The following is a 15,852-nucleotide window of genomic DNA, read 5'->3' on the forward strand; positions in this document are numbered from 1 at the left end:
CAAGGTTGTCCCTGATACCAAGTCTGATACATTAATGCCTGTTATTACACGTAAAGTAGCGCCTGATAGTGTGGTTTATACTGATAGCTATCGAAGCTACAATGTGCTTGATGTTAATTGTTTTTATCATGAGCGAATTAATCATTCTAAAGATTTTGCAAAAGGTCGAAATCATATTAATGGAGTAGAAAATTTCTGGAATCAAGCTAAACGCATCCTAAGGAAGTACAATGGGATTGACCGAAATGCCTTTCCATTGTTTATTAAAGAATGTGAGTTTAGATTTAACTATGGGAGTCCAAAACAACAGCTCGAAATATTGTTGGATTGGACGGGTATTTGACCTTATCTACTACAGCCCCGTTATTTATTCTAAGTTATGAGTTTTGGAAAGTCTTCCGTCATAACGACACCTTTCAGCAGATCATTAAAGAGGGCATTCATTACTTCTACGACACATTCGCAGAAGAATCAATTTATGAGCTTTTCCTCTCAACAGGCTTGAAGATTGAAGACATACAACTTGAAGCAGAACGCTTTGCACCAAGTATTCTCAAGCGTTTAGATGAATTAAATCTGTTAGATGCTTTTATTGATCAAATGATTCAACCATTTTTCCAAGCTGAACAGACGATTAATGAAATCAATCAGGTTTTAAACAACAAATCCTAAAAGCAAATCACTGAGCACTAAATTCGTCTGCAAAATAACCTCAAACGATCTTATAAAATTTTAAGCAAAAAAAAAGGTCATACATGGGAGTATGACCTATAAAAATGGTGGCTATGACGAGACTTGAACTTGTGACCCCCGCATTATGAGTGCGGTGCTCTAACCAACTGAGCTACATAGCCGTAAACTGTGGGCGCATTATTATATTTTCAAAGCACTTCGTCAAGACTCTAAATAACTAAATGCTTAATCTATAGTCGAAACCGTCTTAAATATTTTTTCAACGACTTCCCTCACCGCTTGCTTTGCTCCAGAACGCTTTAAATTACCATGCGCAGCGATCAATGCATCAAAATCAAGCTGAAGTAACTTTTGGAAATCTCCGTGCAATGAACGACTTTTGGGTGTGACCCGTTTTAGCCAAAAAGGGCCAATATTCATGCCTTGCTTAAACACCAATGAAAATGTTTTACGTGCTAAAAATGAGAATAAATGCTGATCACTATAATATTGCACACTGTCCGTTGTGATTAACAATTGATGTGCTTTAAGCAGTAGCGCAGCTTCAGGATAACGTGCCGACTCAAATATAAAAAATTCTGTATTAGGCAAAGGGGTTAGCGTTTCTGTTTCGATCAAATGTGTGATTTTAGGTGTTTTATAAGTCGATTGTCCCGCTTGCGCCCAAAATTCACATTGATAACGATCCACATAAAACGCATCATCTATGCCATGAAAGTCGCCCAATCGTATCACTCGCACAACTCGCCCTAGCGCATCAAGTTGTGATAAACCATGCGAATCAAGTCGTACAGGATTGATCAAGGTCAGCTCATTCTCAACTGAAATAATGATCATATTTCGATTGATCTGCATCAAAGGCATTAACTGTGCACTGCCACGTACCCAAAATACTCCATCATATAATTTGCAAATATTGTCGTGTATTGAAGCAATCGGGTGCATTATGATTCTCCTTAAAAATTATGTTTATTTTAAAAATTATTTCCCTAGAAGCATTATTTTATCATCGTCCAAGATATGTCATACTCAAAACGAAATATTATGAAGCAGGGATCAATCGACATGAATAAATTAGCATATCTTTTCACATTTATCAGCCCTGTACTCTTTCTTGGCTGTCAAACCACAGCGCAACAATTCAACGGCAAATCAGGCTATGAAATTGTTTCTCAAAGTAAGCAAACTACAACTCTCAAATACACGCTCTCTGCAGATGCTGACCAAGCGAAGGTTCAAGCCAAACTCCAAAGCGCATGCCAACAAGTGCTTGGTTCTGATAAAACCTATATGATCAATATTTTGGGAAGTAGTGAAGTCAATACTCAAACGAACAATCCAAGCGCTCAAGGCGTGAATATCGGTCAAACGCGTGCAACATTCGGATTATCTAATACACCAAGTCTATCAGGCACTGATGACTATGCTTCTCGTCAAGGTTTGGAAACTCAACCAAGAACGCTCAATGTTATTCTCTATACCTGTAGTGCATAAACCATAAAATCACGACTAAAACATAAAAAAGACGCTATTGATAAAAATTATAGCGTCTTATAAAAACTGACATTGCGAAACTCTTTGGCTTCATCAAGGTCTGGCCAAGTCGTCGCACTTCGTTCATCAGTTTTTATATAGTTTGGATGACTAAAATTTTTCACACGGCTATCTGCAACCCACACTTCTGGTGCAAATTTTAAAAATTCATCGAGAAAGAAGCGATTGCATTGGTCGTATAAAACATCTGCGGCTAAAAGTACATCGACCTGTTCGGCTTGATACAAATCATCTAAATATTCTAATTCAACTTGATTCAGTTTGGCATTCTCACGACATGACTCAAGACTGATTAAATCAATATCACAACAAATCACTCGCTTTGCACCCGCCATCTTCGCAGCGATTGCTACTACACCAGAGCCTGCACCAAAATCCAAAACCACTTTATCTTTGACATGATGTGGCTCTGCGAACAGCCACTGCGCCATCGCCAAACCAGATGCCCAGCAGAAAATCCAATATGGCGTTTTATTCCAAATCTTGCGAATGACTTCATCATCTAAGCGATCATTAGAAAATACAGGCGGAATCAACCACAACTGGATTGGCGTATCAGGCAAATATTGTGCTGTTAATTCACAGTTTGGAATAACCAGATGAAGCGCATCCAACAGTTGCTGTGGTGCGCTCGAATGATTTGAGAGTGTATTCACCAAGCAATTAACCAAATGCTTTTTCAGCAGCTTCTACTGTTTGGCGAATTAATGTGGTAATGGTCATTGGCCCAACGCCACCAGGTACAGGTGTATAAGCAGAAGCAACTGCTTCAATGCCTTGTAATTCGATATCACCGACACCACCACCGTCACGTGGGTGGAAACCTGCATCAACCACGACAGCATCTTGTTTAATCCAGTCTTTCTTGATCAGCTCTGCTTTACCCACTGCGCCGACGACGATATCAGCTTGCTTCACCAACTCTGCAAGGTTTTGTGTACGTGAATGGCAAATCGTCACAGTCGCATTAGCTTGAAGCAACATCATTGCCATTGGCTTACCTAAGATCGCTGAACGACCAACAACTACTGCATGTTTACCAGCGATTTCGATGCCATATTCTTTAAGAATGGTCATGATGCCTTGTGGCGTTGCAGAGCCATAAGCAGGCTCGCCCATCGCCATACGACCGAAGCCAAGACAAGTCACGCCATCGACATCTTTTTCAAGGCTGATTGCATCAAAACACGCACGTTCATCAATCTGTTCAGGCACTGGATGTTGAAGCAAAATACCATGTACGTCGGGATTGGCATTAAGTTTTTCAATTTCTGCTAAAAGCTGTTCGGTGGTGGTGCTTTGTGGCAATTCAATTTTTAAAGAATCCATGCCCACACGACGACAAGCATTGCCCTTCATACGTACATACGTTGCAGATGCACCATCATCACCGACTAAGATGGTCGCCAAAATTGGTGTACGACCAGTATTGGTTTTTAATGCCTCTACACGAGTCAATAAATCTGCTTCAATTTTATTTGCTAACGCACGACCATCCAATACCACTGCCACAGCCTGTCTCCACGATTCAACAAAAATTTTATTGTGCAAATCATACATGAAAAACCCTGAAAATTGCGCTTAGATGTTGTTTTTCTGCGCATATTCTCAGCCGATAGTATTGTTTTTTTCTCAAAGGTTGCTAATATGTGCTTCACCAATAAGGCGGGGTGGCAGAGTGGTCATGCAGCGGACTGCAACTCCGTGTACGCCGGTTCGATTCCGACCTCCGCCTCCAAAATTGGTGAGTCTAAGCATAAGACTTTAAATAAATTGCTAACATTAGAATGTACGCCCGGGTGGTGAAATAGGTAGACACAGGGGATTTAAAATCCCCCGCCCTCAAAGCGTGCCGGTTCGAGTCCGGCCCCGGGCACCATTTTATGGTGACATCAGATTTAAAAAATAAAGTTTGATGTAAAATGACTAGCGTAATGGCTAGTTTTTTATGCCTAAAATTTAGATAATGCCCATAAGATATTGTTATTTATATATTTTCAAACAAACCAAATAATTTTTGTAAATGTAAGTTTTCACCTCATTCTGCACTAATTTATACTTTATTTTGCACTAAAATTTTACCGTGTATTTTGCACTAAATTGGAATCTTCACATATTTCTTAACTTCAAACATAATGTTTAAATCCGCCCGGATAGATATTAAACAATCAAAATCCTTCGACTGATTCAATCGAAGGATTTCAATATGAGACTTAACAGTTAGCTCAACTTGAGTTTCTCAAAAGCCAAGTGATCGCCGTCTTTGGACACTACGATGGTATCGCCTGCGCTAAATTTCCCTGACAAAATATCATTTGCCAGTTCATTTTCCACTTTGGATTGAATCGCACGTTTCAGCGGTCTTGCACCAAACATAGGATCATAGCCCGCATCAATCAACAAACCAAAGGCATCATCTTCGATACGTAAACCAATCTCACGCTCGGCAAGACGATCACGCAAGCGATCAAGCTGAATATCTGCGATATCACGCATTTGTGATTTTTGTAGACCGTGGAATACCACTACTTCATCGATACGGTTGATGAATTCTGGACGGAAATGCTGACCGATCGCCGCCATTACCACCGCACGGACATCGTCATCACTTGCCCCTTCACCCAGCTCACGCACATCTTGCGAGCCAAGATTCGAGGTCATCACGATCACGGTATTTTTAAAGTCCACCACTCGACCTTGCGAATCAGTCAAGCGCCCATCATCTAACACTTGCAATAAAATATTGAACACATCAGGATGAGCTTTTTCCACCTCATCGAACAAAATCACGCTATATGGTTTACGGCGTACCGCTTCAGTGAGTACACCACCCTCTTCATAACCGACATAACCTGGAGGCGCACCCACCAATCGGCTGACACTGTGTTTCTCCATAAATTCGCTCATATCGATACGGATCATGGCGTCATCACTATCGAATAAGAAATTCGCCAATGCCTTGGTCAGCTCTGTTTTACCGACACCTGTTGGTCCAAGGAACAAGAATGAACCACTTGGACGATTCGGATCAGACAGCCCTGCACGTGAACGACGCACCGCATTGGATACCGCTTTCACCGCTTCATCTTGTCCGACCACACGATTGTGCAAGAAGCTCTCCATATTCAGAAGCTTGTCACGTTCACCTTGTAGCATTTTCGACACAGGAATCCCTGTTGCGGCACTGACCACTTCAGCGATTTCATTATCGGTGACTTTGTTTCGCAGTAATTTTGGTGCTTCATTTTCATCTGCGACTTCGGCTTTTTCCAATTGCTTTTGTAGCTCTGGAATCACGCCATATTGCAACCGCCCTGCTTCTGCCAAATCACCTTCACGTTGTGCTTTCTCAAGTGCTATTTTGGCTTGGTCTAATTTCACTTGCACATCTTTATTGCCCTCGACCAAGGCTTTATCGGCACGCCACACTTCCTCAAGGTCATTATACTCTTTTTGCGTTTCGTTAATTTGACGCTCAAGTAACGATGCTTGAGATTTCGAGCCTGCGTCTTCCTCTTTTTTTACCTGTTCAAACTGCATTTTCAGCTGAATCAAACGGCGATCGAGTTTATCCAAAGCCTCAGGTTTTGAGTCCAATTCCATCTTGATACGTGAAGCGGCTTCATCAATCAAATCAATGGCTTTATCTGGCAATTGACGATCGGTGATATAGCGCTGTGACATTTTCGCCGCAGCAATAATCGCCGAATCTAAAATTTGTACGCCATGATGGGTGGCATATTTCTCTTTAAGACCACGCAAGATGGCAATTGTATCTTCCACACTTGGCTCATCCACCAAGACTTTTTGGAAGCGACGTTCAAGCGCAGGGTCTTTTTCGATATACTGGCGATATTCGTCTAAGGTGGTCGCACCGACACATCGTAATTCGCCACGTGCCAATGCAGGTTTCAGCATATTGCCTGCATCCATCGCACCGTCAGTTTTACCTGCGCCTACAAGGGTATGAATCTCATCGATAAATAAGATCACTTGACCTTCTAGCTTTGCCAGTTCTTTCAGCACGGCTTTGAGGCGCTCTTCAAACTCACCACGATATTTTGCACCTGCCAATAGTGAACCTAAATCTAAGGATAATACTCGTTTGCCTTTCAGACTTTCAGGCACTTCACCATTGACGATGCGCTGTGCTAAACCTTCGACAATTGCAGTTTTACCGACACCTGGCTCACCGATCAGTACAGGATTGTTTTTGGTACGGCGTGATAGCACTTGAATGGTACGACGAATCTCATCGTCACGACCAATCACAGGATCGAGCTTGCCTGCGAGCGCACGATCGGTTAAATCAATGGTGTATTTGCCAAGCGCATCACGATTTTCTTCATGGTTACTGGTGGTCACTTTTTCATTTCCTCGAATTTTTTCGATCACACTACGCAATTTTTTGCCATCACCACCTGCGGCAGTGAACAATTTGTGGGTTTCACCCTGCTCCGCCAAAGCCAAAAGCACCCAATCTGTGGTGAGAAATTCATCCCCAGCCTTTTGCGCATAGCTATCTGCCAGATTCAGCACTTTCGCCGCTTCTGGATTGAGATTGACATCGCCTGTTGGATTGGCAATGGTTGGCGCATCTTGGAGCGCTTGATTCAGTTTATCTTTCAGCTCAGTGAGTTTAACACCTGCCTGTTGCAGTAGACTTTGATTGGATGATTCTTCCAACAAGGTGGCAAGAATATGTAAGGTACTGATTGCAGTATGATCTTTGCCTGTGGCTAAAGACTGTGCATCAGAGAGACTTTGTTGAAGTCGATCAGAGAATTTTTCAAAACGCATTTGTTATTATCCTAAAAATATTGACATGACTCATAGATAAGTGCAACTCGCATAATTTCAAGTATTATTTATTGATATTTTTCAAAATTTTATGTCTAAATTTTAGATAAAAGTCAGTTTTATTAATGGTGTTTAATTTGACTTTTTTCAAGGTTATTTTAATTGTACTTTTTAGCTACCATGCTCAATAGTACGACTCATTCATTTACGCCCTCCCGAATTGAACTTCTAACTTAGATAGAAAGCTAAAACGGTTTTTTGCAAATGCTTTTATATTTTTCGCCATTTGATTATTTGCAGATATTCCAAATTTCCCAAAAACAATGACGCTGAAAAGTGCTACAATACTGCCAATTTTTTTGATTCGACTGGCTTCGATCCGTTTCTTTAAACGTATTGTAGGCAAAGTCACTTATAGAAATCGTTAGTTAGATACTAGATAGACGAATTAGGATGGCTCATGACTGATAATGCAACGATCTTGCAAAATGTACCTGTAGGCAAAAAAGTAGGTATCGCATTCTCTGGTGGTTTGGATACTTCTGCAGCACTGCTTTGGATGAAGCAAAAAGGCGCATCGCCTTTTGCCTATACTGCAAACTTAGGTCAACCTGACGAAGATGACTATGATGCCATTCCGAAGAAAGCTGAAGAATATGGTGCAACCAAAGCACGATTGGTCGATTGTCGTTTGCAACTTGCCTTAGAAGGGATTGCAGCGATTCAATGTGGTGCATTCCATATCTCGACTGGCGGTATTCCATATTTCAACACGACACCACTTGGTCGTGCTGTGACAGGTACAATGCTCGTTACTGCAATGAAAGAAGATGATGTCAACATTTGGGGTGATGGTTCAACATACAAAGGGAACGACATTGAGCGTTTCTACCGCTATGGTTTGCTGACCAATCCAGAGTTGAAAATCTACAAACCGTGGCTCGATCAAGTGTTTATCGACGAGCTTGGCGGTCGTGCTGAGATGTCACAATTCTTGATCGACAATGGCTTCGACTACAAAATGTCGAAAGAAAAAGCCTACTCGACTGACTCAAACATGCTTGGTGCAACACATGAAGCCAAAGATTTAGAATTCTTAAATGCTGGCGTAAAAATCGTTGAGCCGATCATGGGCGTGGCGTTCTGGAAAGATGACGTTGAAATCAAAGCGGAAGAAGTGTCAATCACCTTTGAAGAAGGCATGCCAGTTGCACTCAATGGCAAACGCATTAACGATCCAGTTGAATTGATTCTTGAAGCCAATCGTATCGGTGGTCGTCACGGTCTAGGCATGTCAGATCAGATCGAAAACCGTATCATCGAAGCGAAATCTCGTGGTATCTACGAAGCTCCAGGTATGGCGTTATTGCACATTGCTTATGAGCGTTTGATCACAGGTATTCACAATGAAGATACCATCGAGCAATACCGTATCAATGGTCTGCGTCTTGGTCGCTTACTCTATCAAGGTCGTTGGTTCGATTCTCAAGCATTGATGCTTCGTGAAACTGCGCAGCGTTGGGTGGCAAAAGCAATTACGGGCACTGTAACCCTTGAGCTCCGTCGTGGTAATGACTTTAGTATTTTAAATACTGAATCACCGAACCTCACTTATGAAGCAGAACGCTTGACGATGGAAAAAGGCGATTCAATGTTTACGCCGATGGATCGTATCGGTCAGCTCACCATGCGTAATCTGGATATTACCGATACCCGTGCAAAACTCGGTATCTATACGGATACAGGTTTATTGTCACTCGGACAGGGTTCTGCTGTACCGCAATTGGAAAATAACAAAAAATAATTCATGTATTGAATAAAAAAATGCCAGTTTCGACTGGCATTTTTTATGTGTAAATTTAAGGTCTGTTGACTATTTTACACTTCTTAACTTTACCGCAGACGTCATGATCTTATTGGTTCATTAATACTTTGAAAGAAGCTTATGAAAACTCATGATGATTTGATTGAAACTTATTTGCGAGTTGGTATTAGGTAAAGCTAAAACCCGGGAACATTGCAATCACATGTCCACTTTTGCTCTTGTACCAACTATTACAACCACCCGATTGCCACACTGTACTTTTCATCTCATGATGAATCATTTGGGTATAGTCACTTTCTGCTTGCTTCGTCACTTCAATGACAGACTTACCACGCAACTTGGTCGCCTCAATGGCTTTCATGATGTAGTTCATTTGCGCTTCAATCACGAATATTGCTGAGGTATGCCCAATTCCTGTATTTGGTCCTGTCACCACAAAGAAGTTTGGAAAATCTGGAATCGTCGTACCCATATACGCACGTGGATATTCTTCCCAAAATGCAGATAACTGATTGCCTTGCTTACCCACCACAGGATAAGAAATCACGCCATCGGTCGCATCATAACCTGTGGAGTAAATGATCAAATCGACATCAAGATGCTTTCCTGTAGATGTGTGAATACCCTTTTCATCAATCGACTGAATGCCTGAATCTTTGGTATGCAAGGTCACATTGTCCCGACTCAGTGCAGGATAAAGCGTATTGGACAAGATAATGCGCTTACAACCGATGGTGTAATCTGGCGTCACTGCTTTACGCATTTTTGGGTCTTTAATTTGATTTTTGATATGTTTCAGTGCAGCACGTTGCGCAACGACATTGAGCATCGCTTTGGAATATTTAAAACCGATCATACGGGTTTCCAACTGCCAATAAATCGCCGTTCGAACACCTTTGTGTATCAGCTTATTGCCGACTAATTTTTGCTGTGTTTGGCTAAATTTGTAATCTGGTCGAGGCATCACCCAATGCGGAGAGCGTTGGAAAACATGGAGGTGAGCCACATCTTCAGCAATCGCAGGAATCACCTGTGCAGCACTTGCGCCACTACCAATGATCGCTACACGTTTGCCACGATAGTCATAATCATGATTCCAATTATTGGTATGGAACGATTCACCTTTGAAGGTATCACGACCTTTAAAGTTTGGAATCACTGGTGTACTGAGTGGCCCTGAGGCATTGACGACAAACTGTGCTGAGATCACTTCGCCATTTTCAATATGCGCCAACCAGCGACTGGTTGCTTTATCCCATTCGACTCTTACAACATTGGCATTGGTCTTGGTTTTACTTCGAAGATCATATTTATCAATCACATGATTAGTGTACTGCTCAAGCTCTGCTTGCTCGACAAACATCTGACTCCACGCATACGGTTCGTGTGAGATCGAATACAGTGGTGACTGCACATCCACAGACGCACCGGGATAGCTATTTTGACACCACGTCCCACCCATGAAGTCACGGCGCTCAATGATCAAGAAATCTTGCAGTCCACGCTTAAGTAAATTGATCGCAGTACACTGCCCACCAAAACCACTACCGATAATCAAAACCTGTACCGATGTCATCTGTATCACCTTTATTTCTGCTGATTCCATGCACTTTGTGTCTGATCATGTCAGCAATTTTTTTAAAAATACCTATTTGAAGATACTTGTCATCAGATTTAAATGTGACTACACTTCTCTTCAGAATGTTGATAATCTACATCTGACAACATGAGTTGTCAAATATTTTATACACGTACAACTTAAGCTATGAAAAATTCATCACACGCCATACAAGGTCGCACCTACGCAGGTGAGAGTCTTGAAGATCGACAAGCAAAGCGGAAATTACAATTCATTGAGGCTGCTCATGAATTGTTTGGGACGATTGGTTTTCGGCAGACTACTGTGCGCAACTTGTGCAAACAAGCAGGTCTGACTGATCGTTATTTTTATGAATCATTTCAGAGTATTGAACAACTCTTGGCTGAAGTATATCAGCGTGAAATTCGACATATTGAAACAGCGGTTTTGACCTCCATTTCACAAAATATCAATCACGCTTCCATCAAAACATTGATTGAGCAAACTTTAGAAGTATTTTTTGCTGTTGCAGAAAAACCCAAAACGGCAAAAATCGTATGGTTCGAAGTGCTTGGTGTGAGTGAAACGATTGATCAGCTATATATTTCGACGATTCAAAATTTTGCCAATTTATTTGCGCAACTCAGTATGAATATTTATCCTGATTTAAAGATTCCCAAAGCGGAAGTGACGACCATTGCCATTGGTGTGATCGGTGCAATCAGTCAAACCACAAGCCTGTGGTATCTCAGCCATTATCAAACGGATAAACAAACTTTAATTCGATCAATGTCTTATATGATTCAAGGCACGCATTTATTGTTATCACAAGCTAATATGCAAAATATAGAAATGGATTATTCCAACGAATGAAGCTACACAGATTTATTTAGGTTTGACTAAAAATCCGCACCATGCCAATCATGTCGATAGCTTTGTACGATTTCTTTATTTCGATACAAATGGCTTTGAATACTGCGCTTGCGCTCGGATAACATCACCTGTATCTCCGCAACAAAAAACGATGAAGACACATCAAATAATGCCGAATAATTCTCACGATCTTCAGTCACCGCACTAAATCCATCCAAATTCCAAAGGTCAGAAAAACTGCTTAAAGTTTCCAAATTCTGACGCTGTGCTTTCATGGTATTCGCCACAGCCATCGGGTCAAGTCGTGGGTTCAAGCATGCCAAGACAAAAGGATCGGCCGTATTAATATTGATCTTAGTACTTCGAGATGGCAAAGCAGAAATGTAAGGCGCAATCCGGTGATAATTCTCCCCTTCAAAGCCACGTACCCATTGCAACTGTTTGGCACTGCTAAACATCTGATTTGGTGCAAGATAGCCTGCTTGCACACCTTGATAATAGCTATTCTCAGCGCCCATCGCGCCAACGGTTTCATTATCGGCATCTTGCCAATCAATCACTGCCTCAACTAGATTTGGATCAAGATTTAGTCGCTCTAACATCGCTTGGAAAAACAGCACCGCAGTTTCGTTCTTTTCGCCATTTTCATTCAATAAGCTATTGAGATTAAAACGCCCTTGCTCATCATGGAGCTGACCTGTGACCACACCGTCCTCCACAGGAAACGGCGGAAAAGGTTGCGCCCAATTTTCATTTAAGCTGTCGGTGCTATTGTCTTTGGCATCTTGAATGAGCAATTCTGAGAAAAAATATTCTGCAGACCACGCATATTGCAACGCCTGATCTTGACGTAATAGCAACTTAGTTTCTTCCAAATTGGCATTTTGATAGCGCAAAATACTCACCGCAAGAATGGTGGCAAGCACTACCATAATTAAAATGGTCAGTAACGCCACACCGCTTTGCGATGATTTTGAAAAGTGATGATTCACTGAAAAATGGTTCGGCTTGGTCATTAGCTCGTGCTCCCATTTTCAGCACTATTGTTCGAATCGCTATCTGAATTATTGTTTGAACCGTTATTTGAACTGTTGCCATTGGTGCCCGATTCAGTTTCAGTTGTAGGCATATTTTTAGCTGTACTGAACACCCAGCGAATGGCTCGCCCTTGATAATCAAAACTTAAAACTACACCCTGTGGAAGCTGTGACATCAAATATTCTGTTGAATCGGTATCGGTTACGCTTTGTGCAGGCCACTGTGTTTGTACAGCAGGATCAAGGGCTTGAATTTGTAGATTTTCAATCGGTGCAATCAGCACATCACCTTGCATATCTTGGCTTTGCTTACGGTAAATATAGGCATTGTCATAACGCATCAAGGCTTGTTTGTCGGGATCAAAACGATATTCAACAAATTCAAAGCGATCCAAACCCTGTTGCAAAGGATCAATCACGCCTGCTTTATTAAACTTTAATTGCTGATTTTCCAGTTGTAATGCAGGGTAGCTTTCTTCACCCTCTCGCCCTGACAACGGTACAATCTGACTCAAATCACGCTGTATTTGCATATATGCAAATTGTAATTGTTGCAGATGCTCAAGATGCGTTGTATTGCGCTCACGAGTCTTGATCAGTTGGTCGAACACCATCCACCCTGCTGCACTAAGTACCGCAAAGATCGCTATCGCTACCAACACTTCAACGAGAGTAAATCCAGAAGTAGATTTTAGCCGTACTGCGTGCTTTTGAGTGATCGCATTCATTGTGCGCTTCCCTCTTGCGATTGCCGATAATTAAATACCGATAACGTGGTTACACCTTGTACTTTTTCAGCATTATCAGGGTCAAGATGCAACACTTGGATTTCAATACGTTGCACATCTGGACTAATGGTTTCATAAGACTGCTTTTGAATACGCCATTGCTCGCCTTGCTCAGTAATGTCTTCACTTTGACTGCCTGTGAGCCACTCCTTTTCAATCCGAAGCTCCGCCGCCTGATTCATCGCAACGAAATGCGCTAAAGTTCGTAGCTCATTTTGCTGAATTGACTGGGTATAGTTCATGGCAATTTTCATCAATGCCAATGCTGTGGTCGCAAAGATTGCCAATGCCACCATCACCTCAAGCAAGGTAAAGCCACGCAAAGTAGAGCCAAATGCAATGAATCGTCGATGCTGAAAGTTCTGCCTACAAGTCTTCTTCATCACTCACCGAGCCGAGTCGATTGAGCACAATGGCATCGCCGACTTGTTGTTGTTGCAAATATAGCTGAATGCGTACTGGGACTGCCTCACCATTACCAAGCCAAATAATCTGTGGTAAGGCATCATTTTGTTTGAGTACAGCCAAATTCAACTGATGATCAAGACTTTGAATCTGTAAGCTACTTTGCTCAGGTAAAGTCTGACTGTCGAAATCGGTTGCCAATTGCCAGCGGTATTGATCACGCTCACGCATCGGCTGATTTTGAGTAAATTGACTTTGAGTGGATTGACTTTGAGTGGACTGGTTTAGATTTGGCTGGCTTTGATTTGAATTGTCAGGATTGGCTTGCGGACGATATTCCACCACTTCATATTGTGCAGGCGCAATATCTGTCGCAGGCTGAATGAGCAAACCCAAAATTCGCCCTTGATCAGCTGATTCCAAACGGATTTTCTTTAAATTTAAAACCAATAATTCACGAGCTTGCATCACTTTGCGTTGATCGACGCCTTGGACATTCATCACGATAAGACTTGCCATCACCGCCATGATCACGATGACGAGCATGACTTCGATCAAGGTAAAACCTTGTTGAGATTTGGTGATTTGTTTGACTTTATTTTTATTGTTCACGATACGCTCGATGCTTTAATTTTCACTCAATCCAATCATCAACTATTTTTGCTGATCGGCATTTTGCATGGCTTGTGACTCTTGCTCATCGAAGGCTTCTTCACGAGCATTCTTCGGCAAAGCCAAAACTTGCTCAATATATGACACTCGCAGACTGTCACGCTCACCCAAATAACGCTGATAATAGGTCGAGTTGAGAATCGCCGCCGCACCTTGGGTAATCGACCAAATAGAGGCTAAATAATCACGTACAGGCATGGCGCTTTGAATGTATTTTAAATAATGTTCTGTCAGGCGAATGATAATCCGTAAGCGTTTTTTACGGATTTGATAAAGATCTTGAAATAAACTTTGTAACCCTTGCCCTGTGTTGGCTAGGCGTTCTTCGATCTGATGATATAGCACAGTACGCTCAGGATGGTGCAACTGATGCAACATAAAAAAAGCAAGATGCTCGGGGAATTCTTTTTCCGTGTCATAGATCATATCTAACAGCTTTTGCTCATTGCGTATGATCAATAAAATATACAACTCATCTTTACTTTGAAAATGCTTATACAGCGTACCTTTAGCAATATCAAGATCGGCAGCTAAAGTGTCCAATGTCATGCCAGATTCGCCATATTCCAACAATAAATTTTCCGCAGTCGAAAAGATAAGTTCTTCGCGCGCCTTAAACTGCGCTTGTCGTTCCATCTGCTGGTCTAAATTCTTCATGTTGAAATTCTCACATCAATTCATGACAACTGTATTTTGATATTCTATGTCGCATCACATGCTTTGGATCACTATAACATTTTCAAACCGCATTAAACCTAGATTATGCACTCAAACCTGTAATTCGTAAAAAGTTATCTGTGGTCTGCTCGGCTATTTTCTCTACCGATACACCATAAATATCTGCCAAAGCCTGTGCTACAAAAGGCACATATTTCGGCTCATTCGGCTTACCCCGATATGGCATAGGCGCAAGATAAGGGCTATCTGTTTCAATCAACACCCGATCTAACGGCACTTGCTTGGCGACATCACGCAAATCTTGCGCATTCTTAAAGGAAATAATTCCTGAGAAAGAAATATAAAATCCCAAATCTAGCACCGCTTTTGCAGTATCCCAATCTTCGGTAAAACAATGCAAAATACCATGTGTCGCATTTTCTGCTTTGAGCACATCAATGGTATCTGTCTTGGCACTGCGGGTATGTACCACCAAAGGTTTGCCAACTTGTTGCGAAGCTTGGATATGCCGTGCAAAACAATCTTTTTGCTCTTGAATGAAATCGGTACTGTGGTAATAATCCAAGCCTGTTTCACCGATCGCCCAGACTTTATCAGACTGCGCTAACGAAACAAGCTCTTCAACTGTTGCCCGAGCCATCATCTCTGGATCTTCACACGGGTGCACACCAACGCTATAACCGACATGTTCATGCGCTGATGCGATCTTGGACAGCGCAATATGATCATCCAATGCCACAGATATGCCCATCATCCGACTGACACCCGCCTGCATTGCCGCATCAATGGCGGCATGCACATCTCCGTCATACGGCTTTAGCTCAAGCATCGTCAGGTGACAATGAGAATCCACAAACTGCATCATAAAACTTTTACAACATATAAATTTAGCTTGGTCATTTTATCACATCTGCCCATTCACTGATGTGTGATTTCAGCCCAAAAGTA

The 15,852-nt window shown here is 41.8% G+C and carries 15 protein-coding genes, 3 tRNA genes and 1 pseudogene; 7 read left to right on the plus strand and 12 right to left on the minus strand.

All coding sequences use genetic code 11. The features are described from left to right. Both ACE3PQ_RS05260 and ACE3PQ_RS05265 read left to right on the plus strand, forming a co-directional pair. Positions 1–343 (plus strand): annotated as a pseudogene (locus ACE3PQ_RS05260) (IS1595-like element ISAba36 family transposase); the annotation flags it as partial. Then, positions 340–672 carry a hypothetical protein gene (locus ACE3PQ_RS05265; protein WP_374295852.1) on the plus strand — a complete coding sequence of 111 codons (333 nt, stop codon included), beginning with the start codon at positions 340–342 and terminating at the stop codon, positions 670–672. The pseudogene ACE3PQ_RS05260 and the gene ACE3PQ_RS05265, both read left to right, overlap by 4 nt. Positions 673–777: 105 nt before the next feature. On the opposite strand, the gene ACE3PQ_RS05270 is transcribed toward ACE3PQ_RS05265, so the two are convergent. Together ACE3PQ_RS05270 and ACE3PQ_RS05275 are read right to left on the minus strand one after the other, a co-directional pair. Next, a tRNA-Met gene (locus tag ACE3PQ_RS05270) sits at positions 778–854 on the minus strand. Between the two features lie 64 nt (positions 855–918). Next, positions 919–1,638, minus strand: a complete 720-nt coding sequence (locus ACE3PQ_RS05275) for a hypothetical protein (RefSeq protein ID WP_374295853.1) — start codon at positions 1,636–1,638, stop codon at positions 919–921. Positions 1,639–1,758: 120 nt separating this feature from the next. Between ACE3PQ_RS05275 and ACE3PQ_RS05280 the strand changes: the two genes are divergently transcribed. Continuing rightward, positions 1,759–2,187 (plus strand): hypothetical protein, encoded by a 429-nt coding sequence (locus tag ACE3PQ_RS05280; protein ID WP_374295855.1) that lies wholly within the window; start codon positions 1,759–1,761, stop codon positions 2,185–2,187. Between the two features lie 47 nt (positions 2,188–2,234). Here the strand turns inward: ACE3PQ_RS05280 and ACE3PQ_RS05285 are convergent, their stop codons facing one another. Together ACE3PQ_RS05285 and folD are read right to left on the minus strand one after the other, a co-directional pair. Next, complete coding sequence (locus ACE3PQ_RS05285; RefSeq protein ID WP_374295857.1) at positions 2,235–2,903, minus strand: methyltransferase; 669 nt, start codon at positions 2,901–2,903, stop codon at positions 2,235–2,237. A 7-nt stretch (positions 2,904–2,910) separates the two neighbouring features. After that, positions 2,911–3,759, minus strand: coding sequence for a bifunctional methylenetetrahydrofolate dehydrogenase/methenyltetrahydrofolate cyclohydrolase FolD (gene folD, locus ACE3PQ_RS05290; RefSeq protein ID WP_374295859.1), 849 nt, complete (start codon positions 3,757–3,759; stop codon positions 2,911–2,913). A 152-nt stretch (positions 3,760–3,911) separates the two neighbouring features. Here folD and ACE3PQ_RS05295 point away from each other — a divergent pair. Further along, positions 3,912–3,985 (plus strand) — tRNA-Cys (locus ACE3PQ_RS05295). A gap of 55 nt (positions 3,986–4,040) precedes the next feature. Beyond that, positions 4,041–4,126, plus strand: a tRNA-Leu gene (locus tag ACE3PQ_RS05300). A 341-nt stretch (positions 4,127–4,467) separates the two neighbouring features. Here the strand turns inward: ACE3PQ_RS05300 and clpB are convergent. Further along, complete coding sequence (clpB, locus tag ACE3PQ_RS05305) at positions 4,468–7,047, minus strand: ATP-dependent chaperone ClpB (protein ID WP_374295861.1); 2,580 nt, start codon at positions 7,045–7,047, stop codon at positions 4,468–4,470. A gap of 460 nt (positions 7,048–7,507) precedes the next feature. Between clpB and argG the strand changes: the two genes are divergently transcribed. After that, on the plus strand, positions 7,508–8,851 hold the full coding sequence (gene argG / locus ACE3PQ_RS05310; RefSeq protein ID WP_374295863.1) for an argininosuccinate synthase: 1,344 nt from the start codon (positions 7,508–7,510) through the stop codon (positions 8,849–8,851). Positions 8,852–9,038: 187 nt separating this feature from the next. Here the strand turns inward: argG and ACE3PQ_RS05315 are convergent, their stop codons facing one another. Then, complete coding sequence (locus ACE3PQ_RS05315; protein ID WP_374295865.1) at positions 9,039–10,448, minus strand: flavin-containing monooxygenase; 1,410 nt, start codon at positions 10,446–10,448, stop codon at positions 9,039–9,041. Positions 10,449–10,637: 189 nt separating this feature from the next. Between ACE3PQ_RS05315 and ACE3PQ_RS05320 the strand changes: the two genes are divergently transcribed. Then, a complete protein-coding gene (locus ACE3PQ_RS05320) occupies positions 10,638–11,324 on the plus strand; it encodes a TetR/AcrR family transcriptional regulator (RefSeq protein WP_374295868.1) in 687 nt (228 codons plus the stop codon). A gap of 26 nt (positions 11,325–11,350) precedes the next feature. Here ACE3PQ_RS05320 and gspK read toward each other — a convergent pair whose 3' ends face one another. From gspK to ACE3PQ_RS05350, 6 genes are all read right to left on the minus strand, one after another. Then, positions 11,351–12,340: a type II secretion system minor pseudopilin GspK gene (gene gspK, locus ACE3PQ_RS05325; RefSeq protein ID WP_374295870.1), complete on the minus strand. Its 990-nt coding sequence runs from the start codon at positions 12,338–12,340 to the stop codon at positions 11,351–11,353. Next, a complete protein-coding gene (gspJ, locus tag ACE3PQ_RS05330) occupies positions 12,340–13,089 on the minus strand; it encodes a type II secretion system minor pseudopilin GspJ (RefSeq protein ID WP_374295871.1) in 750 nt (249 codons plus the stop codon). The genes gspK and gspJ overlap by 1 nt, the downstream gene beginning before the upstream one ends. Then, positions 13,086–13,532 carry a type II secretion system minor pseudopilin GspI gene (gspI, locus tag ACE3PQ_RS05335; protein ID WP_374295873.1) on the minus strand — a complete coding sequence of 149 codons (447 nt, stop codon included), beginning with the start codon at positions 13,530–13,532 and terminating at the stop codon, positions 13,086–13,088. Before gspI ends, gspJ begins: the two co-directional genes overlap by 4 nt. After that, entirely contained in the window at positions 13,516–14,166 is a 651-nt protein-coding gene (locus ACE3PQ_RS05340) for a Tfp pilus assembly protein FimT/FimU (RefSeq protein WP_374295875.1), read from the minus strand. Before ACE3PQ_RS05340 ends, gspI begins: the two co-directional genes overlap by 17 nt. A 42-nt stretch (positions 14,167–14,208) precedes the next feature. After that, positions 14,209–14,862, minus strand: a complete 654-nt coding sequence (locus tag ACE3PQ_RS05345; RefSeq protein ID WP_374295908.1) for a TetR/AcrR family transcriptional regulator — start codon at positions 14,860–14,862, stop codon at positions 14,209–14,211. A gap of 124 nt (positions 14,863–14,986) precedes the next feature. Continuing rightward, on the minus strand, positions 14,987–15,766 hold the full coding sequence (locus ACE3PQ_RS05350; protein ID WP_374295910.1) for a TatD family hydrolase: 780 nt from the start codon (positions 15,764–15,766) through the stop codon (positions 14,987–14,989). Between the last annotated feature and the right edge of the window lie 86 nt (positions 15,767–15,852).

It is taken from the genome of Acinetobacter sp. (assembly GCF_041911495.1).
In the GTDB taxonomy this organism is placed as follows: Bacteria; Pseudomonadota; Gammaproteobacteria; order Pseudomonadales; family Moraxellaceae; genus Acinetobacter.

Excerpts from the sequence above, each read along its gene's own strand:
- ACE3PQ_RS05275 (WP_374295853.1), bottom strand. The coding sequence starts at position 1,638 with ATGCACCCGATTGCTTCAATACACGACAATATTTGCAAATTATATGAT.
- ACE3PQ_RS05280 (WP_374295855.1), top strand. The coding sequence starts at position 1,759 with ATGAATAAATTAGCATATCTTTTCACATTTATCAGCCCTGTACTCTTT.
- clpB (WP_374295861.1), bottom strand. The coding sequence starts at position 7,047 with ATGCGTTTTGAAAAATTCTCTGATCGACTTCAACAAAGTCTCTCTGAT.
- argG (WP_374295863.1), top strand. The coding sequence starts at position 7,508 with ATGACTGATAATGCAACGATCTTGCAAAATGTACCTGTAGGCAAAAAA.
- ACE3PQ_RS05315 (WP_374295865.1), bottom strand. The coding sequence starts at position 10,448 with ATGACATCGGTACAGGTTTTGATTATCGGTAGTGGTTTTGGTGGGCAG.
- ACE3PQ_RS05320 (WP_374295868.1), top strand. The coding sequence starts at position 10,638 with ATGAAAAATTCATCACACGCCATACAAGGTCGCACCTACGCAGGTGAG.
- gspK (WP_374295870.1), bottom strand. The coding sequence starts at position 12,340 with ATGACCAAGCCGAACCATTTTTCAGTGAATCATCACTTTTCAAAATCA.
- gspJ (WP_374295871.1), bottom strand. The coding sequence starts at position 13,089 with ATGAATGCGATCACTCAAAAGCACGCAGTACGGCTAAAATCTACTTCT.
- gspI (WP_374295873.1), bottom strand. The coding sequence starts at position 13,532 with ATGAAGAAGACTTGTAGGCAGAACTTTCAGCATCGACGATTCATTGCA.
- ACE3PQ_RS05345 (WP_374295908.1), bottom strand. The coding sequence starts at position 14,862 with ATGGAACGACAAGCGCAGTTTAAGGCGCGCGAAGAACTTATCTTTTCG.
- ACE3PQ_RS05350 (WP_374295910.1), bottom strand. The coding sequence starts at position 15,766 with ATGCAGTTTGTGGATTCTCATTGTCACCTGACGATGCTTGAGCTAAAG.